The sequence below is a fragment of the Acinetobacter piscicola genome (genome assembly GCF_002233755.1).
In the GTDB taxonomy this organism is placed as follows: Bacteria; Pseudomonadota; Gammaproteobacteria; order Pseudomonadales; family Moraxellaceae; genus Acinetobacter; species Acinetobacter piscicola.
The window spans coordinates 54,761-73,624 of sequence record NZ_NIFO01000012.1 but is presented as its reverse complement, the minus strand read 5'-3'; the positions used below and the strand labels follow the sequence as shown (position 1 = coordinate 73,624).

General features: G+C 38.8%; 18 protein-coding genes. 4 read left to right on the top strand and 14 right to left on the bottom strand.

All coding sequences use genetic code 11. The features are described from left to right. Positions 1-376: 376 nt before the first annotated feature. Positions 377-775 (top strand): SPFH domain-containing protein, encoded by a 399-nt coding sequence (locus CDA10_RS13025; RefSeq protein WP_089606010.1) that lies wholly within the window; start codon positions 377-379, stop codon positions 773-775. A 92-nt stretch (positions 776-867) separates the two neighbouring features. Here the strand turns inward: CDA10_RS13025 and infC are convergent, their stop codons facing one another. From infC to CDA10_RS13000, 5 genes are all read right to left on the bottom strand, one after another. After that, positions 868-1,419 carry a translation initiation factor IF-3 gene (gene infC / locus CDA10_RS13020; RefSeq protein WP_081399935.1) on the bottom strand — a complete coding sequence of 184 codons (552 nt, stop codon included), beginning with the start codon at positions 1,417-1,419 and terminating at the stop codon, positions 868-870. A gap of 5 nt (positions 1,420-1,424) precedes the next feature. Beyond that, the gene (thrS, locus tag CDA10_RS13015) at positions 1,425-3,347 is read right to left on the bottom strand and encodes a threonine--tRNA ligase (RefSeq protein ID WP_089606009.1); all 1,923 of its coding nucleotides are present in this window, start codon (positions 3,345-3,347) and stop codon (positions 1,425-1,427) included. A gap of 211 nt (positions 3,348-3,558) precedes the next feature. Then, positions 3,559-4,719, bottom strand: a complete 1,161-nt coding sequence (locus tag CDA10_RS13010; RefSeq protein ID WP_089606008.1) for an alanine racemase — start codon at positions 4,717-4,719, stop codon at positions 3,559-3,561. A 26-nt stretch (positions 4,720-4,745) separates the two neighbouring features. Further along, a complete protein-coding gene (locus CDA10_RS13005; RefSeq protein ID WP_089606007.1) occupies positions 4,746-6,032 on the bottom strand; it encodes a D-arabinono-1,4-lactone oxidase in 1,287 nt (428 codons plus the stop codon). 12 nt (positions 6,033-6,044) lie between these two features. After that, complete coding sequence (locus CDA10_RS13000) at positions 6,045-7,769, bottom strand: neutral/alkaline non-lysosomal ceramidase N-terminal domain-containing protein (RefSeq protein ID WP_089606037.1); 1,725 nt, start codon at positions 7,767-7,769, stop codon at positions 6,045-6,047. Positions 7,770-7,890: 121 nt separating this feature from the next. Between CDA10_RS13000 and CDA10_RS12995 the strand changes: the two genes are divergently transcribed. Further along, positions 7,891-8,937 carry an AraC family transcriptional regulator gene (locus CDA10_RS12995; RefSeq protein WP_089606006.1) on the top strand — a complete coding sequence of 349 codons (1,047 nt, stop codon included), beginning with the start codon at positions 7,891-7,893 and terminating at the stop codon, positions 8,935-8,937. Between the two features lie 190 nt (positions 8,938-9,127). After that, positions 9,128-10,774 carry an acyl-CoA synthetase gene (locus tag CDA10_RS12990; RefSeq protein WP_089606005.1) on the top strand — a complete coding sequence of 549 codons (1,647 nt, stop codon included), beginning with the start codon at positions 9,128-9,130 and terminating at the stop codon, positions 10,772-10,774. Positions 10,775-11,134: 360 nt separating this feature from the next. On the opposite strand, the gene yjgA is transcribed toward CDA10_RS12990, so the two are convergent. From yjgA to mazG, 9 genes are all read right to left on the bottom strand, one after another. After that, positions 11,135-11,674, bottom strand: coding sequence for a ribosome biogenesis factor YjgA (yjgA, locus tag CDA10_RS12985; RefSeq protein WP_089606004.1), 540 nt, complete (start codon positions 11,672-11,674; stop codon positions 11,135-11,137). 2 nt (positions 11,675-11,676) lie between these two features. Continuing rightward, a complete protein-coding gene (locus CDA10_RS12980) occupies positions 11,677-11,946 on the bottom strand; it encodes an HPr family phosphocarrier protein (protein WP_089606003.1) in 270 nt (89 codons plus the stop codon). Then, on the bottom strand, positions 11,943-12,794 hold the full coding sequence (rapZ, locus tag CDA10_RS12975) for an RNase adapter RapZ (RefSeq protein ID WP_089606002.1): 852 nt from the start codon (positions 12,792-12,794) through the stop codon (positions 11,943-11,945). Before rapZ ends, CDA10_RS12980 begins: the two co-directional genes overlap by 4 nt. Before the next feature lie 27 nt (positions 12,795-12,821). Next, positions 12,822-13,667 (bottom strand): pantoate--beta-alanine ligase, encoded by an 846-nt coding sequence (gene panC, locus CDA10_RS12970; RefSeq protein WP_089606001.1) that lies wholly within the window; start codon positions 13,665-13,667, stop codon positions 12,822-12,824. 2 nt (positions 13,668-13,669) lie between these two features. After that, positions 13,670-14,479 (bottom strand): 3-methyl-2-oxobutanoate hydroxymethyltransferase, encoded by an 810-nt coding sequence (gene panB, locus CDA10_RS12965; RefSeq protein ID WP_089606000.1) that lies wholly within the window; start codon positions 14,477-14,479, stop codon positions 13,670-13,672. Between the two features lie 44 nt (positions 14,480-14,523). After that, entirely contained in the window at positions 14,524-15,006 is a 483-nt protein-coding gene (gene folK, locus CDA10_RS12960; protein ID WP_089605999.1) for a 2-amino-4-hydroxy-6-hydroxymethyldihydropteridine diphosphokinase, read from the bottom strand. After that, positions 15,006-16,478 carry a polynucleotide adenylyltransferase PcnB gene (gene pcnB / locus CDA10_RS12955; protein ID WP_089605998.1) on the bottom strand — a complete coding sequence of 491 codons (1,473 nt, stop codon included), beginning with the start codon at positions 16,476-16,478 and terminating at the stop codon, positions 15,006-15,008. The genes folK and pcnB overlap by 1 nt, the downstream gene beginning before the upstream one ends. A 150-nt stretch (positions 16,479-16,628) precedes the next feature. Then, a complete protein-coding gene (locus CDA10_RS12950) occupies positions 16,629-17,108 on the bottom strand; it encodes a ComEA family DNA-binding protein (RefSeq protein WP_089605997.1) in 480 nt (159 codons plus the stop codon). A gap of 7 nt (positions 17,109-17,115) precedes the next feature. Continuing rightward, positions 17,116-17,880 carry a nucleoside triphosphate pyrophosphohydrolase gene (gene mazG, locus CDA10_RS12945; RefSeq protein WP_089605996.1) on the bottom strand — a complete coding sequence of 255 codons (765 nt, stop codon included), beginning with the start codon at positions 17,878-17,880 and terminating at the stop codon, positions 17,116-17,118. Between the two features lie 104 nt (positions 17,881-17,984). On the opposite strand from mazG, the gene CDA10_RS12940 reads away from it, so the two are divergent. Further along, positions 17,985-18,758, top strand: a complete 774-nt coding sequence (locus CDA10_RS12940) for an SDR family oxidoreductase (RefSeq protein ID WP_089606036.1) — start codon at positions 17,985-17,987, stop codon at positions 18,756-18,758. Positions 18,759-18,864 lie beyond the last annotated feature (106 nt).

The window sequence follows — 18,864 nt, the reverse complement described above, 5'->3', positions numbered from 1 at the left end:
GGAAAAGTAGGCAAAACCATTTGTCAGTCGCCAACTCGGCAGATACTATCAAGTACCTAATATATTGCAAAAACAGTATATTACAGATGTAGTTCTGCCTCGAACAATGCGACTGACGCTTCCGTGTATCATATAGTTGGGAATATATCTTATTCCGAGCTCAGGTTAAGTATTCTATGACTGAGATTTACCTCAACAAATAAACATTAAAACGATAATGCACGATACTTTTCTAACAAAATTATTTTGATGCAACGCTAGCTGAATATTCAAAATAGTGTTTTTATGCTTATAAGCTGTTAAATTCTTTATAGAAATTATTTGCATTGATTTGAATAAGATGTACGACAACATTATTTTAAAAAGTAGGTGAAAAATGAATTATATGCGACAAAAAAATCTAGATCTGTTCGTTATACTCATTGCTGCAATATTTGTTGTTGCGCTCATGGTTCTATTTTTATTTGCTTGGCCACATTACAAAGTTTGGAAACAAGGTATGGATGGTCAAGCTGCGCTTGCTGAGGCTGAACAATCAAAAATGATTCAGGTGCAAGTCGCTAAAGCAGAATTAGAAAGTGCTAAATTACGTGCCGAAGCGATTAAACTGGTCGGACAAGCTGCAAAAGAATACCCTGAATATCGCAAACAAGAGTTCATTGGCGCTTTTGGTGAAGCTTTACGTGATGGAAAAATTCAACAAATTATTTACGTCCCAACTGAAGCAAACATTCCTATTGTTGAAGCAGGAAGTAAACCACAACTCAATGAATAGTCTTAGCATTCAAAAATTGATTGAATCGTATTTTTCAGTACCCAATAAAAAAGCACCGCTGAGAGCAGTGCTTTTTTGATACAAATGAACGATTACTTTTTCTTTTTAGGTCCAAGTAACATACCCATTTGGCGACCTTCCATTTTTGGTGCTTGTTCGATCACACCATAATCAGCCACATCAGCTTCAATTTTTTGTAATTGAGCAAGACCAATCTGTTGGTGAGCCATTTCACGACCACGGAAACGCAAAGTCACTTTAACTTTGTTGCCTTCTTCGAGGAATTTCAGAATGGCACGCAGCTTGATGTTGTAATCACCAACGTCTGTCGCTGGACGTAATTTAATTTCTTTAACCTGAACTTGATGCTGTTTCTTTTTAGCATCTTTTTGCTTTTGCTTCAGATCAAATAAATGTTTGTTAAAGTCCATGATTTTACAAACAGGAGGCTCTGCATTTGCCACAATCTCAACAAGGTCAAGATCTGCATCTTCAGCAGCACGCAACGCTTCAGCAAGCGTTACGATACCTTTTTGCTCACCATCTGCAGCGACAAGACGGACTTCTTTTGCCTTAATCTCATCATTTAACGCAGGACGATTGCTTTTAGCACCTTGTTGTTGGTTACGGTCAGGCTGTTTAATCTTTCTTACTCCACAATATACCGGCCGCGTTCGGCAACGGCTACTTTCACTAGGTCAACAAATGCATCAATTGACATAGTACCTAAATTTTTTCCAGAACGAGTACGTACATTCACTGTACCCTCTTCCACTTCACGGTCACCAAGAACCAATAAATATGGAATACGTTCTAAAGTACGCTCACGAATCTTAAATCCGATTTTCTCATTTCTCAAGTCTGAAATTGCTCGAATTCCATTTTCTTTGAGTTTTGCGACGACTTGCTCACATGCAACCGCCTGAGAATCGGTAATATTCATTACACATGCTTGGACTGGAGCCAACCATGGTGGCATAAAGCCAGCGTAGTGTTCAATTAGTATACCAATAAAACGTTCAAAACTGCCAAGAATTGCACGATGTAACATCACTGGATGGTCACGATCGTTATCTTCAGTTACGTAAGACGCTTCAAGACGCTCTGGCATATTTGGATCATACTGAATCGTACCACATTGCCAAATACGACCTAAACAGTCTTTGAGTGAAAATTCAATCTTAGGACCATAGAACGCACCTTCGCCTGGTTGTAAATCCCAAGGCAAACCTGCTTTATCCAAAGCATCTGACAATGCTTTTTCAGCACTATCCCACATTTCTTCAGTTCCCACACGATTTTCAGGTCGCGTAGAAAGTTTCATTTGCACTTCTTCAAAACCAAAGTCTTTATAAACGTCTAAAGTCAATTTAATAAAATCTTCAACTTCTTTAGCAACTTGGTCTGCTGTACAGAAAATATGAGCATCATCTTGGGTAAAACCACGCACACGCATGATCCCGTGTAAAGAACCAGATGGCTCATTACGATGACATGAACCAAATTCTGCTAAGCGAATTGGTAAGTCACGGTAAGATTTCAAACCTTGGTTAAACACTTGAACATGACATGGGCAGTTCATTGGTTTTACCGCATAATTACGGCTTTCAGAATGGGTGGTGAACATATTTTCTGCATAGTTTGCAGCATGTCCAGATTTTTCCCACAATGAAATATCGACAATTTGAGGTGTCTTAATTTCTTGATAACCATTATTGTTTTGAACTTGACGCATGTACTGTTCAAGTACTTGGTAAATCGTCCAACCATTGGCATGCCAAAACACCATACCGGGTGCTTCTTCTTGCATATGGAACAAGTCTAAAGCTTTACCAATTTTACGATGGTCACGCTTTTCAGCTTCTTCAATACGCTTAATATATGCAGCTAACTCTTTTTTATCAGCCCAAGCTGTACCGTAAATACGTTGTAATTGTTCATTTTTCGCATCACCACGCCAGTAAGCACCAGAGATTTTAGTGAGCTTGAATGATTTTAAGAATTTAGTATTCGGAACGTGTGGGCCACGGCACATGTCTAAATAGTCTTGATGGTAATACAAGCCCATTTGAGTTTCTTCAGGCATGTCCGCAATCAAGCGTAATTTATAGTCTTCACCACGTGCAGTAAATTCAGCGATAACTTCATCACGCGGTGTCATTTTTTTGATGACGTCATAGTCTTGATCGATGAGCTTTTTCATACGCTCTTCAACCGCAGCCATATCATCTAAAGTGAATGGGCGTGGCATCCAAATGTCATAGTAGAAACCTTCTTCAATGACAGGGCCAATCACCATTTTTGCTTCTGGGAATAATTGTTTTACCGCATGCCCGACTAAATGCGCACATGAGTGACGAATGATTTCTACACCTTCTGGATTTTTAGGTGTAATAATTTCTAATGTAGCGTCTTCGGTAATTAAATCACTTGCATCGACTAAGCGACCATTTACTTTTCCTGCAACTGTATTTTTAGCAAGTCCAGGCCCAATACTTTGAGCAACTTCCATAACAGAGACAGCTTGGTCAAAACTTTTTTGATCGCCATTTGGCAATGTGATAATAGGCATATTTAAAAATCCTTAAGGAGTGATGCCCCGTACAATGGAGCATGTCACCGCGAGATTATGATCGAGGAAATTCCCCAAGATAAAATCGGTGGAACAAAATAAAAGTGTGAGAAATTTTACACCTTTCACTTAGATTAATAAACCTCTGCTGAGGAATTCACCCCAACTAAATCATTTCAAATAGCATTTATTCAGTCAGACAACAAATTTTCTACTCTCTGAACGTTTCCCACGCTTCAAATGCCCTATTCTTATAACAATATAATCTAGAAAATTGCGGAATAATGGCCTCACATTGCGTCGGTCTTAAAAAAACATAGTCATCCACATCAATTTCTGTGTCTTTCGGTACATTCACCATTTCTTGATTTGAACTGCGCCCATAGAGCAAATGCGGACGAATACTTTTGGGATAAAGATAATCTGCCATCCAATAACCACCATAGATAAACAGAGCTTTGAATCGATGAGGTAGCTTGTTCAATACAGGCAACCCTGGGACTTGCGTATATGGCAAAATTTTCAATACGGGCGCTGCAATCCATAATGCAGCTTTTAAATCACTTAAACTTGTACTGTCAAAATCACTCGGTTTAAGCAACATTGAACCGAATGACAGATCATTACAGACACTATGTTTCACGTGAAAATTAAAACTTGGACTACCACCACCATTAAAACAAAGTTCATTCACGCAAAGATCAGGAAAGTGTTGCTGAATCACTGCAATATAGTGCTGATAAATCTCTTGAGATTCCTGATAGGCATCGTCTGCTTTTTTAAGTATGGAGGGCAATTTAGTCACATGTGCGTCATAACCCATCAAGCCTGAAAACTGTAAATATTCAGGGTGACTGCGAATTGTTTTCAGTATATCTGACAAGGTTTGTAGGGAACTGATTCCACCACGATGTAATCCGACATCTATTTCTATATTAATTTTCAGTTTTAAAGACAATAGTTTGGCAACCTCAAAATATTGTAATAAGCGTTGAGGGGTATCGACCAACCATTGAATATTGGAGTCTTGCCAATGATGATTCATCTCATAAAAATGCTGCACTGAACTCACGGGCATGGGTTTACCCAACAGCACATCAGCCTCAGAGAAGTTTTCGAGTATTGGAAGCAATTGTGGTAAATGAAACACCATAAACCGTTGCGTAGAAAGCTTTTGACTAATCCGTTTTAATAATTCAAGACAAGCTAAAGACTTCACTACGATTCGAGGCTGTACATGTTGCGCAACGTCTAATTGGGTCGCCACATATTGAAGATTTTGTTCAAATGCTTGAGCATCTACAATCAAGCACGGCGACGCATTATTTTGCTGTTTTAAATCATGATTTAATTGCTCAAAAAAATAATCCATAAATCACTCTCCTCTTATCCCCATTTTTATGATTTTGATAAAAACAGTGTTTCTAAATAGGGATTTAAAAACTTCTTTGTTGGATCGAGTTGTTCACGGATCTGCATAAATTCATCCCACTTAGGATAAAGTGGTTTCAGTTGTGCACTGGTCATGCTGTGCATTTTCCCCCAATGCGGACGACCTTGGTAACGCTGTAAAATCGGCTCAATCACATCAAAAAGTAATCGTGGTTCTTGTTTATGGTATTGATGAATGGAAATTGAAATTGAATCCCTTTGATAGAATGGGCTTAACCAAATATCATCACCTTTAACAAAGCGGAACTCCACAGGAAAAAAGGTCGGTGATTTAGCTCGCTTCATCGCAGCCAAAACCTCTTGTAAGCAGTCGACACCGAGTTCAGCAGGAATTTGATATTCCATTTCATTAAATCTGGTATTACGAACGGTTGGGAAAATGCGACTAGACCAATCTACACATGTTGTCGGCTTAATAAATATGCCTAACAATTTCTGTAATTGTGCATTCAATGCGGGAAATTTTCCTGTTAATTCACAACACATTGTCAATAAAGCATCTTCCGAAGGCCAACCTTCTTTCCGTGGTTGAATCTCGTCATCAGTAACATCTAATGTTTTCAACATAAGCTGCTTTGCATGTGAAAAAGCAAAACATTCAATATGACGATGTTGCGTTTTCCAATGTTCAATATTGTTAATAAAATCATCAACAGAGCACAACTCAACATGTTCTTTTAATTTATAACGTGGCTTATTTTGCATGGTGATTTTAGTAAGAATCCCCAAACTACCTAAAGACACACGTCCTGCATCAAAAATAGCGCTATTTTCCTGCGCATTACAGCGCAAGATTTCACCTGAAGCAGTGAGTAGCTCAAACGCTTCTACATAAGCAGAAATACAATGCAAATCGATACCTGTGCCATGCGTCCCTGTCGATACAGCACCTGCCAAACTTTGTTGATCAATATCGCCCTGTTGCATCAAAGATTGATTTACAGGTTGTAAATATTGATCCAAATTGAATAAACGAGTACCTGACCAAATACTGGCCTGTGACAATTCAGTATTCACCGAATCCACACCAGTAATATGATCCAATGACAGCAAAGTTGCATCCGTACACACCAAGGGCGTAAAAGAATGCCCTGCACCAACCACTCGAATCTTTGCATGTTCTCGAACCGACTGTTGCAACTGTTCAATATTTTGTGGTTTTAGAATATGTTCAGGCTGTGCCTTTTGATAACCCGACCAATTCTTCCACTGATTATTTCCTTGTGAACTCATCTCATTATTCCTTTAACGTACTGCGGTTTTAAGACTGCCAAAATTGGTTCTTTGATCAATTTCATACTGAGGAATCTGTGCAGGCCGTGTGCTTTGATCATCGCTACGCAAAGCTTTTTCTAAATTGATTTGCGTAGCCAAGCCTTGAAACTTGTACTGAACAGCAGCCAATGTCCATTGACCATATAAAGTATGCCCACCCTCATAAGCCTGTTGCTGATACTCCTCATTGGTGGTGATATAACCCATATAATCATTGCAATAAGAGACTAACCAAACCTTATTCGTTGACAGATTGCCTTGCACAGACTGATAGACGGTTTGAATCACGCGTTGTGCCGAGGTTGTGGTGATTTCTCCTGGACAGCAAATCAATAACAGTTGCCCTAATTTTAAAATCTGTAACGGTACAACACTGGGCACTAGTGGACTGTGTTGAATTGCACCTGCTTTGACTTGACGATTCATTTCCCGAATTAATGGATCTAAAAAGCTCGGTTGCACATCCAATCCTTTTCCAAGCAATTGGTTATCAGGGCTTTCTAAAATAATGTCTTTGGGAAATTGTGACGCGTATAAAGCATGATATTTGTCATAATCAGGCGCATTCGGATTAGCTAAACGTTTTTTACGTACTTGCTTAGACAACAAAGACATGGCCATGGTGATGGGTTTTGCTGCACCTTTACCATCAACAGGTGTTCCGCCAAAAAAAGCCACACCATGACAGGCAGCACTGGTCTTGGCATTTTTGATCCCTTTGGAAAATTCAGTCGGAATCTCAACCTGACTTAAATCGACATAAGACAAAACTGCATCCAATTTCCCCTCTAATGTTTGACTTGAAGATGACAAAGCTTGAATGGCTAAATCACTTTGATAGCGTCCATTCTGTTGCGCATACTGATATTCTGCTTCGCCCTGAATTTTATTGCGGACTGCATCCTGATTTTTCCCATGAAAATGCGGTGATACATCCCCCGCTGAAGCTTGAGCAAAAATCGCCACGGGTTGATCTATACCTTGTGCGGCAAGATATTGTTCCGTGAATGTCGCTGCATAACCCTTGTTATCACCATCATAGGCATTCAGTTTATTCCCCAAGCAAGTGGCATGGACACCGAATAAAGAAATCAATCCACAAAGCTGTTGTTGACGATAGAACCCAAGCAATTGCATTTCACGATTCAACGCCAAATGTGTTTCATGAATATCTCGTTGAACCACATCAGGATTACGATTGTAAGACTTTAAAGCTCGATTCCATGCAACAGGGGTATTTTCGTCAAATTGCCCCGTGCTATAGCGAATCTCTGTTTTTTGTTCAGTTTCTATAGCCAATAGAACACTCTTCACGACAGCTTCAACCACAGCATTTAAATGTTCTGGGACAAAACCGGGCGTTGGCATGTTATACAAGGCTTCATAAGCACAGCCGCCAGGGCCTGAATGGGTATGTGTTGCCATCAAGACCAGTTGTTGCTCATCAAAGCGTTCCGTTAGTTTCTGTTTTAAAACTTCGACCACACCACTACGCATCGCATGGGTAATACAGCCAAAATCAAGACAGCAAATCAAAATCGGTTGTACTTCATTCACATCACGGATAGAAAATGTACGTGCAAATAGCGCTGTTCGTTTTTTATCGGCACGGTGTGTCCACATCCCATAACCAAACATGGCATAGCCTTTGGGCTGAATAGATATTTCTTGTTTACTCCAACCAACCATATACATTTTCATTGTCCTGTATTTGAATTCTATTTCTCATCATGAGAAGTACATTGAAAGTTAATCAAAAATATGCGATACCCACTAGGGTTAAAGCAACAAAAATAAGGGGGGCTAATCGGACTTTATGCCTATTCAACAAACGGAACTTGTCACTTCTCAATTTCTTATTCCACCCACACTGCTGAGTAGCTTGATTCATTATGCGGAACAGCAACAGTGGTCTTATCAATCGTGGTTTAAAGACGTTGATCTCAATATGGATCAAATGATTCAAAACCAAGGCTTTGTTCATTTTTCAGATATTTGCAATGTGTTGCAACATGCCATCGATCACACCCAACGACCTAACCTTGGTTTATTACTTGGCAGTAATGAAGGACAAGTTGCCATGGGAATTCTTGGTTTTGCGATGCAGGCCTGTAAAACTGTGGCAGAAGCCATGCAAACGGCACTGCATTATCATCCTATTTCAGGCAGTGTTTTAAACTTAGATGTACATATTCAGCCTGATTACTGCGAAATTGAAATTTCTGAACGCAGTCCGTGTGGAACTTTAACGGCCTTTTTTTGTGATGAAGTCTTTTCTAGTATTATTACCTGTTTAAACATGATGTTAGGTGATCATCAAGAGCTTATTCTTTTAGAGCTGAGCTACAATGGTTCTGCTTATTTAGAAGACTACCAACGTATTTTCAATTGTCCTATTCAATTCAATAGCACTCGAAATTTAATACGTTTTAACAAAAATATATTATCTAGAGCACTGAAAAACTATAGTCCTGCGAATTATCAAACGGCAATTAAAATCTGTGATTTAGCTTTTGAACAATTCAAACAGATCAATCAACCCAGCCTCGTTCACGTTTTACAGCATTTGATTGAAACTCACCTTCCTGACCGTTTTGACATGCTACAAGCCGCACAACATTTTCATCTCAGTGAACGACATTTAAGACGTTTGTTAATGAATGAAGGGATCAATTTTCAATTGATCAGACAACAAGTTTTAGAAAATAAAGCCAAAACGCTTTTAAGCGAAAATTATGCTATCAGTGAGATTAGTCATCTTCTAGGATTTAGTGAGTTACGTGAATTTAGACGAGCTTTCAAAAGATGGACAGGATTTTCACCGACAAACTATAAAAAAGTTGAATTAAGCAAATTCATTTAGCCGTAATTTAGTTCTGTTTTTATTTTTAAATCATCTATTTACAATCTAGTCATTAAATAGATTATTTAAAAATAAACTGTCTATTTAAGCTATGATTAACGTGAATACTCGACTAAAGCATAACTGCATTTCAGTGTTGTTATGCATATCTTTGAGTTGAGAAATTAGAATAATATACATGGAGTTTAAAATGGTAAGCGCATACGATGAATTACCTCGCACCCCTGCAAATTTTGTAGCCTTATCACCGTTACGTTATCTTGAACGTGCCGCTTACATTTATCCAAACCAAGATGCAATAGTGCATGGTTCGCGCCGTATTTCATGGCGTGAAACCTATATACGCTGTCGTCAATTTGCACATCAATTGCAAAATTTAGGGATCCAAAAAAACGATACTGTTTCTGTTTTACTACCCAATATTCCAGCCATGATTGAAGCGCATTTTGCTGTGCCAATGTCAGGTGCTGTTTTAAATACCCTGAATACTCGTTTAGACGCTAAAACCATTGCATTCATGCTCGAACATGCTGAAACCAAAGTGCTGTTAGTCGATCCTGAGTTTGCAGCACTGGCCGCAGACGCTGTTGCACTTGTCCCACAACAGATTTATATCATTGATGTTGCAGATGTCGAGTATGAGAAAAATGATACAACGACAGGTGTCGGACAAATCGAGTATGAAGACTGGCTCAAAGGTGGGGATGTCAATTTTGAATGGCACTTACCACATGATGAATGGGATGCGATTAGCCTAAACTATACTTCGGGTACGACAGGTAATCCCAAAGGTGTGGTTTATCACCATCGTGGTGCATATATCAATGCTGCCAGTAATATCATTGCTTGTGGCATGACACCACGTTGTAGATATCTTTGGACACTACCTTTATTCCATTGTAATGGTTGGTGTTTTGCTTGGACAATTGCAGCCAATGGCGGCACCAATATTTGCTTGAGAAAAGTCGATCCTGAATTGGTTTACCAACTGATTGATCAGCACAAAATTGATTATCTTTGTGGCGCACCAATTGTTTTATCCATGTTAATCAATACACCAAAAGAGAAACAAATTAAATTTACTCATCGTGTAGAGGTGATGGTGGCTGGTGCTGCACCTCCTGCTGCGATTATTGAAGGCATGCATCATATTGGTATTCAGGTCAATCACGTCTATGGTCTAACAGAAACCTATGGTCCTTCTGCACTCTGTGCATCCCAAGCAGGCTGGAGTGACTTGTCCATTCAGGAACAAGCACAGTTACATTCACGACAAGGTGTGCCATATCCTTTGCAAGACAGTATGCGTGTCCTTGATCCTGAAACGATGCAACCTGTACCGAATGATGGCACGACCATGGGCGAAATCATGTTCCGTGGCAACATTGTGATGAAAGGTTATTTAAAGAATACCAAAGCGACGGAAGAAGCCTTTAAAGGAGGATGGTTCCATACAGGTGATTTAGCCGTAAGCCAACCCGATGGTTATGCCAAAATTATGGATCGCTCCAAAGATATTATTATTTCAGGCGGTGAGAATATTTCATCTTTAGAAGTTGAAGAGGTGCTCTATACCCACCCTGCGATTATGACAGCTGCCGTTGTTGCGAAACCTGATTCACGTTGGCAAGAAGTTCCTTGTGCTTTTATCGAATTAAAACAAGATGCCGAAACCACAACAGAAGAAGTTATTGAATTCTGCAAACAACATTTAGCTCGTTTTAAAGTTCCAAAGGATGTGGTGATTTGTGAAATTCCAAAAACTTCGACAGGTAAATTACAAAAATTTATCTTACGAGATTGGGCGAAAGAACGTGCTGAAAGTGAATTAAGCTAAATCAATCTCAAAGTAAAAGCCCTCTCGTTCAAAGAGGATGTACTACTAAAAGGATTAAATCTCCTCTCCGCCTTAATGCAAGTCAGTTAAGCATTTTTAATCCTCCCTCTTGCGGAGCTATGCTCCTCACCTTTGAAAAAGAAGGGAGTATCTTGAATTCAATACCGCATTGAATTCACGAGTGTTCCCCTCTTTTGTAAAGAGGGGTTAGGGGAGATTTATCAATCAGTAATAATAAAATTACGCTTAACTAATCAGCATTACCTCTCCTTCCCAACGAGAGAAGAAGCACTGCTTCGCAAGGGATAGCTTAAAATAAAAAACGACCTATATAGGTCGTTTTTTTGACTGCAACAACAACTACTTTGAATTATCTGAAATCAAAGCGACTTGCTGAACATAATTTAGAAATCTTAATTTAGATTCAGCCAATTGTTCTTCAGTTAGTTCTTGTGCTCTATCCCGATGAATGCGCAATACATGTTGACGTAAAGAATGGCTCTCTGCTGCATTATAAGATTTACAAAATTCTTTAATAGCAGGATCACGTTGTTCGATCATACGATCAACCCAACGATCAAGTTGCGCCAACTTTTTTATGCCTTGCTTAGGTGTAAGATACGATAAAATAGTTGCTTCATTTTCATTACGCAATAATTTACCAATACGCTGAAACTGACGACGGCGTGCTTCAAAAGACGTAATCAATTGCACATCAAGCAATGCTTCAATCAAACGCTCTTCCACAGGTAAAGCTTCAATTTGTTTCTTTGACAACTCAGCGAGTTGTTCACCCAAAGCAGCCATGCGTTGCACAGCTTTCTTCTGTTCGGTTTTACTTGCACGCCCTTCTAAAGAATCAAAATCATCTTCAGTAAAACGTTGCGGACGACGTGCCACGATTATTCTGCCTCGTAAAATTTATCTGCAAATAGTGCGAGGACTTCAGACAAAGCTTTTTCTTCGTCTACCCCATCGACCACTAAACGCAAGGTGGTTCCTTTACCAGCTCCAAGCATGAGTAAAGAAAGGATATTCTTGGCATCGACTAATTTATCGCCCTTACCAATTTGAATAGAACATTTAAATTTGGTCGTGACTTCGATTAGTTTTCCAGATGCACGCGCATGTAATCCTAATTTATTAATTACGTCAACAGTTGTGTCAATCATGACCAGTGCTTCATTTCTCTATGTAATACTTGAACAGGCCATTGAGACTCTAAAGCCTTCTTCAACCGATCCACAATATAAACCGAACGATGTTGCCCTCCAGTACAGCCGACAGACACCGTAATATAATGACGATGACCCTCTGCAAAAGCAGGCAACCACTTATTTAAAAACTGATAGATGTCTTGATACATCTCATTTGCTTGATCACTGGCTTCTAAAAATTGACGTACAGGCTCATCTAAACCTGAAAACTTACGCAATTCTAAATCCCAATGCGGATTAGGCAAATGTCGTACATCAAAAACGAAATCTGCGTCTAATGGAATACCATGTTTATAACCAAAAGACTGTAAAATTAAAATGAGTTTATCGGACTGCCCTAATTTGGACAATAAGGTATCCTTTAAATCATGTACACTTTTATCTGTTGTATCAATATGTACCGTTGCTCTCAATTGAATTGGAAGCAATAAGTTTTTTTCTTCTTGTATGCATTCATTCAAACTTTGAAAACGACTAGACAATGGATGCGGTCGTCTCGAAGCACTAAAGCGAGAAATCAGTTCCTGATCACGTGTCGTTAAATAAATAACATCTACGCTACCATGTTTTTGTAATTGTTGAAAAACATCATCAAAACCATGTAAATCTTCTTTGGCACTCCGAACATCAATACCCAGTGCAAGCAATTCTAAATTATTTTCTTTATCAAGTTTTTCAACAATTTCAGGAAGCAATGCCAAAGGCAGATTATCAATACAGTAATAACCTAGATCTTCAAGCACCTGCAAAGCAGACGATTTACCTGAACCAGATTGTCCCGTGACGATAAGTATGCGCTTCATGGCATGGCGATCCTAAAAAAGCAAAGTTTAAGCAGTAAATTTAATTTGCATGTTATCAATTAGGCGTGTTTTGCCTAATTTTGCTGCAACAAACAATACAACATCTTGGTCAAACTGATCAACCTTTTGTAACATTGGGCTACGAGCCTCTATATAATCTACAACCAAACCTGCTTCAGTCAAGCGTGTACGAATTTGAGCAAGTACTTCAGACAAAGTCTGACCTGCCAATAAATCATGTTCCGCAGTTTTTAAAGACTTATAAATCACAGGTGCTGTTTGACGATCTTGTTCAGATAAATAACCATTACGAGAACTTAAAGCCAAGCCATCTTCTGCACGAGCAATCGGAACACCGATCACTTCAATTGGCATATTCAAATCACGAACCAACTGTTTAATCACAGCCAATTGTTGATAATCTTTTTGCCCAAAAAAAGCAAAATTAGGCTGCACGATATTAAACAATTTCGTCACAACAACGGCTACACCATCAAAATGTCCAACACGTTGTAAACCACATAAATCATTAGTGATATCACTCACACTAATATTGGTTAAGCGTGGGTGTTTACCATACATTTGCTCTACAGACGGTGCAAAAACAATGTCACAACCGACTTCAGCCAAAAGATGACTATCCTGTTCTAAAGTACGCGGATAATTATCAAAGTCTTCATTCGGTCCAAATTGAATTGGATTCACGAAAATACTGACCACCACAACATCACATAGCTTACGTGCCTCACGAACCAGATTTAAATGCCCTTGATGAAGATTACCCATCGTCGGAATAAATCCAATACTTTTACGTGATGATCGAGCAGGGTTAAGCGATGCTGTTAATCCTTGAATGGTAGTTTCTGTTTTCATGTTTACAGCTCGACTTGGAAAGTATGTTCTTGTGCAGGGAAAGATTGATCTTGCACAGCAACATGATATGCCTTAAATGCGTCAACAATAGCAGTTTCACCTGCTTGTTCTTTCATAAAATTACGGACAAAACGTGCAACTTTACCAAAGGTCAAACCCAGCATATCTTGTACAACCAGAACTTGACCATCCGTTTCCACACCTGCACCAATACCAATCACAGGTACATGTGGGAATAATTCAGTAATTTCTTTACCCAATTGCGCAGGTACACATTCTAATAAAAGTACCGCTGCACCCGCCTCAACAACCGCTTTACAATCCGCAATAAGCTGATCTGCTGCTTCACGTGTTTTGGCTTGTAGTTTATAACCACCAAATACATGAACAGATTGTGGCGTTAAGCCTAAGTGTACACAAACAGGAATACCATTTCGTGTTAACACTTGAACCGTTTCAGCCAACCAAGCACCACCCTCAATTTTAATCATTTGAGCGCCAGCTTGCATCACAGTTTTAGAATTTATCAACGCATCATTCAGCGTTGCATAACTCATAAAAGGTAAATCGCAGAAGATAAATGAATGCTGATTTGCACGACGCACAGCAGCAGTATGATATGCCATATCAGCGACAGTCACAGGCAATGTAGAATCATGCCCTTGAATGGTCATCCCCAAGGAATCGCCAATTAAAATAGTATCAATTTCAGCAACTTCCATACCCTTTGCCATACTTGCATCATAGCAAGTTAAGCATGAAAATTTACGGTTCTGAGATTTAAACTGCCTTAAATCACTTAGACTAATCATGACGATATTCCTCTATCGATGAGAATTCTTGCATATTCACAAAATCAATCTGCCCAAGTCTGATCTACAAGAGCGCTGAGTGTTGAATGTTGCACGAGATCTAAATTTTGCAATGACTGCCCTTTCACTTGCAGTGAAGGATCGAGATCTAATAAGGGGATCACCACAAAATCACGCTCTAAAATACCAATATGCGGTACTGTGAGTCGCTCATTTATAATGTTTTTTTCAGCATAAAGCAAAAGATCTAAATCTAAAGTTCTTTCACCCCAATGACGTAGACGCACACGACCTGCTTCATTTTCAATACGTTGCAGCTCATCTAACAAAGCCAATGGCTCTAACTGAGTGCTTAGTTCTACAACAGCATTATAATAATGAGGTTGATCTTGAGGTCCCATTGGCGGACTTTGATACAGTTTTGAAACTGAAACAGTACCTAATGTTCTGAGCTTTTCTACGGCTTCACGTAAAATTTGCTCAGAATCACCTAAATTACTGCCCAAACCAATGTAGGTCTTCATCATTACTGCGTAGGTCCAAAAATAACTTGACTAAGGTCACGTTGTACACGTCGACGCTTAGTAATCGGATGATCCGCATTGATTTCACCTGAATTTACAGATGATTTGAAATCATTTCTATTACGGGAGTCACTCGATGAAGTACGAGCAGTTGGTTTATTACGAGTACGACGACTGCGAGACTCTTGCTCTTTCACCAATGGCTCAATATGTGCAGAAGTTGCTTTCTCTTCTACAGCAGTTTCTGCAACTTTACGACGACTCTTGGCACGTTGGCGATTATAAACACTAATTGCTCGTTCTTTTTCATCCGAAGACATGTCTTGATAAGCTTCCCACCAAGCGCCCATGCCATTGGTAGAAGTATCACCTGACTTTTCTCTTAGAAGTAAAAAGTCAAAACCTGCACGGAAACGTGCATGCCCTGAAAGTGCTTCAATTTGCTGAGGTTTTGGATTCAACAAACGGCTTTGCATTTCCCAAACTTCACGAATAAAGGTTTCGGCAAAACGTGGAATAATGGTACGTGTGGCTTGACGTTTTAACACATCTAAACCTGCTTGAGCGCGTGCTTCCGCTGCTACAACACCTTTTGCATGATAAACATCACAACGTGCTAAGAAATTATTCCATAACAACACAGCATAGAAAAATGCAGGGTTAATGGTTTTACCCATTTGAATGCGCTGATCGGTATTCTTCGCTGCACGTTCAATGAATGGTGTGATTTCAGTATCAATGTCTGCAAATAACTGCTTCCATACACCGAACTCAATCAACATTGGCATAACACGATGCAAATGCCCCATTGTAAAAAGCTTTTGCGACTCATCATAAAGACGATGTGGAGACACATCTCTCAATAACTGGGTCATGTCTTCGGTAAAGATTTCCAAAATTTTAGAATCGATACTGAAATTTAATTTAGCCGCAAAACGTAAAGTACGTAACATCCTTACAGGATCTTCTTCAAAACGTAAAGTTGGATCACCCAATAAACGTAATGTTTTATTTTTTATATCATCAAATGCATTACAAAAATCTAAAACTTCGCCTTTACGCGGTTGGTAATACATTGCATTAATCGAGAAATCACGACGAGAAAAATCTTCTTCTATGGTTCCCCAATTATTATCTCGCAAAATCATCCCTTGAGCAGAAGTGATCGCTTTCTTTGGTGGTGCTCGGAAAGTTGCAACTTCAATTAACTCACGACCCGAATAAACATGAGCCAATTCAAAACGTCGTCCAATAATTCGACAACGACGACCAAACACTTCCTTGATTTGAGAAGGTGTTGCATCGGTCACTGCATCGAAGTCTTTAGGATTTAGACCCAGCATTAAATCACGGACACCACCACCGACTATATATGCCTGATAGCCAGCTTTGGTGAGTGAATCAATAACATCTAAAATGGAAGAAGGTAATTGGGCGGTGGATAATCCACTCTTTGACGCACGCAAAGTTTGCAAAAGACACTGTCTCCTACGTCAGGACGTAAAAATCATAATTGTGCTAATGATATCGCTTACACAGCTAAAGGGCAATTTGATTCTCACGATCTTATTTTGAAATTTAGCTTTTCATCTTAATTTCTCGTTGAATAACCCATAATTAAAAATTTATAAGCTCAAAATTGAACGATTCTTTTCAATAAACTTGCTGCCAATTCCTTTCACCTTTTGTAAATCATCAATTGTCCTAAATTGACCATTTTGCTTTCGGTAATCAAAAATGGCTTGGGCTTTCTTTGGGCCTGCCCCACTGAGTTGCTGTAATTGCTCTATAGTTGCAGTATTAATACTCACTTTATTTGTGGAACTGGCATTCGACACTTGATTTACAGAAGTTTTATGTTGCGATCCAACCGAAGGACGTGACAAATAATAATTTTCATTTTGTCTATTGGATTGTTTATTCAACTTAGCATCTTGCTCTTGTTGACTCGCTTTCCATTTCAAATAATTTTGATCAAATTGCTGAGCTTGCGAGGCAAACGACAAACTCAACAATGATATCAAGATAATCAAATACCATGAAATATTATTTAGTTTTACTAACTTAATAGCCAATTTAATATTTTTTAATTCTGAAAAAATCATGAATAACCTATTGTTTTAATTTTTGCTTTGCTTGATCCCAAAGTAGATCCATTTCTTGTAAACTCACATCTTCTAATCGTTTATTTTTTAAATTTATTTGGTTTTCAATATAAGCAAAGCGTGATTTAAATTTATGAACAGTGCCGAGAAGCGCCATTTCACTTGAGATGCCTAGTTTACGCCCAACATTGATTAATGAAAATAAACAATCACCAAATTCTTCAATTATTTCATCGGATTTTTGCAACTGTATTGCTTCTTCAAACTCAAATAATTCCTCTTTGACTTTGTCATAGGCTTGAGCAACGTCTGGAAAGTCGAAACCAACCTTCGCCACATTTTTTTGAATATCTTCTGCTTGGGTTAATGCAGGGCCATGTTTCACTTCATCCAAGCGAGATTGAGGTTTACCCTGTTTTTCTTGTTGTTTAATCTCTTTCCATAGTGACGATACTTGTTCAGGACTTAAGTTTTCAAATTGATCTTTTTGAAATACATGTGGGTGACGACGGATTAATTTCTGACAAATGGCATCAACAACATCGGAAAAATCAAAAGCACCTTGCTCACTATACATTTGTGATTGAAACACCACCTGCAACAGTAAATCACCCAACTCATTTTTAATTTCATTCAAATCACCTGAACGAACTGCCTCTTCTACTTCATAGGCTTCTTCAATTGCATATTGCGTTAAACTTTCAGGTGTTTGCTCACGATCCCAAGGGCATTCTGCACGTAGTTGTTTCATGATCGCCAATAACTGTTCCATTTTTATATCCTTAAAGATCAATAACAAATGACTTATCAGCCCTTGTTCCCATGCATATTTTATGTTCAACTCGCTACATGCAAAAACAAGAAAAGGGAAATTCAATGAGTCAAAGTATCTTCATTAGTGGTGCTGCACAAGGGATAGGTGCCGCAATTGCCCGCCTATTCTACCAACAAGGCTATAAAGTTGGTATTTATGATATTAATGCCGATCAAGCCCAAATCTTAGCGGACCAATTAGGTTCGAATGCTAAAGCTGGAAAGTTAGATGTCAGCCAATACGATCAATGGCAAATGGCTTTAGAGGAATTTGTCACATGGGCAGGAGAACTCAATATTCTGGTGAATAATGCGGGAATTCTCTATTCAGGTGATTTTGAAAAAACTGATATTGCCGCACACCACCGAACCATCAACATTAATGTCAATGGTGTTTTGAATGGTTGTCATGCAGCACTTCCTTATCTGAAGAAAGCAAAGTTTGCACGTGTGATTAATTTATCTTCTGCCTCAGCAATTTATGGACAAGCAGATTTAGTATCTTATTCAGCCAGTAAATTTGCAGTCCGTGGCATTACCGAAGGCTTAGATATCGAATGGCAAAAGTATGGGATTCGTGTATTGGATGTCATGCCCCTGTTTGTACAAACAGCAATGGTCAAAGACATGGATGCAGGAAGTATCAAAAATATTGGGGTACATTTAAGCGCTCAAGATGTTGCTGAACAAATTTTCGCCTTAGCTAAAGCCAAGGGCACTATTCTTACAGCAACACATACCCCAGTGGGTCTAAAAAGTAAAATCATGTATAAACTTTCCAGTATAAGCCCACAATTTCTCAATCGTTTGGGGAATATGCTTTTATCAAAAAGATAAATTCCATACTAAATTAATTAGCCCAAATACAATATTTAGGCTAATTAATAATTAAATATTGTAAATAAGCATAACAATTATGTCACAAAACACATATTGATCAAAT

Excerpts from the sequence above, each read along its gene's own strand:
- CDA10_RS12990 (WP_089606005.1), top strand. The coding sequence starts at position 9,128 with ATGGTAAGCGCATACGATGAATTACCTCGCACCCCTGCAAATTTTGTA.
- CDA10_RS13025 (WP_089606010.1), top strand. The coding sequence starts at position 377 with ATGAATTATATGCGACAAAAAAATCTAGATCTGTTCGTTATACTCATT.
- CDA10_RS13000 (WP_089606037.1), bottom strand. The coding sequence starts at position 7,769 with ATGTATATGGTTGGTTGGAGTAAACAAGAAATATCTATTCAGCCCAAA.
- CDA10_RS13010 (WP_089606008.1), bottom strand. The coding sequence starts at position 4,719 with ATGGATTATTTTTTTGAGCAATTAAATCATGATTTAAAACAGCAAAAT.
- folK (WP_089605999.1), bottom strand. The coding sequence starts at position 15,006 with ATGATGAAGACCTACATTGGTTTGGGCAGTAATTTAGGTGATTCTGAG.
- thrS (WP_089606009.1), bottom strand. The coding sequence starts at position 3,347 with ATGCCTATTATCACATTGCCAAATGGCGATCAAAAAAGTTTTGACCAA.
- CDA10_RS12940 (WP_089606036.1), top strand. The coding sequence starts at position 17,985 with ATGAGTCAAAGTATCTTCATTAGTGGTGCTGCACAAGGGATAGGTGCC.
- CDA10_RS13005 (WP_089606007.1), bottom strand. The coding sequence starts at position 6,032 with ATGAGTTCACAAGGAAATAATCAGTGGAAGAATTGGTCGGGTTATCAA.
- CDA10_RS12980 (WP_089606003.1), bottom strand. The coding sequence starts at position 11,946 with ATGATTGACACAACTGTTGACGTAATTAATAAATTAGGATTACATGCG.
- panC (WP_089606001.1), bottom strand. The coding sequence starts at position 13,667 with ATGAAAACAGAAACTACCATTCAAGGATTAACAGCATCGCTTAACCCT.
- mazG (WP_089605996.1), bottom strand. The coding sequence starts at position 17,880 with ATGGAACAGTTATTGGCGATCATGAAACAACTACGTGCAGAATGCCCT.
- CDA10_RS12995 (WP_089606006.1), top strand. The coding sequence starts at position 7,891 with ATGCCTATTCAACAAACGGAACTTGTCACTTCTCAATTTCTTATTCCA.
- CDA10_RS12950 (WP_089605997.1), bottom strand. The coding sequence starts at position 17,108 with ATGATTTTTTCAGAATTAAAAAATATTAAATTGGCTATTAAGTTAGTA.
- panB (WP_089606000.1), bottom strand. The coding sequence starts at position 14,479 with ATGATTAGTCTAAGTGATTTAAGGCAGTTTAAATCTCAGAACCGTAAA.
- rapZ (WP_089606002.1), bottom strand. The coding sequence starts at position 12,794 with ATGAAGCGCATACTTATCGTCACGGGACAATCTGGTTCAGGTAAATCG.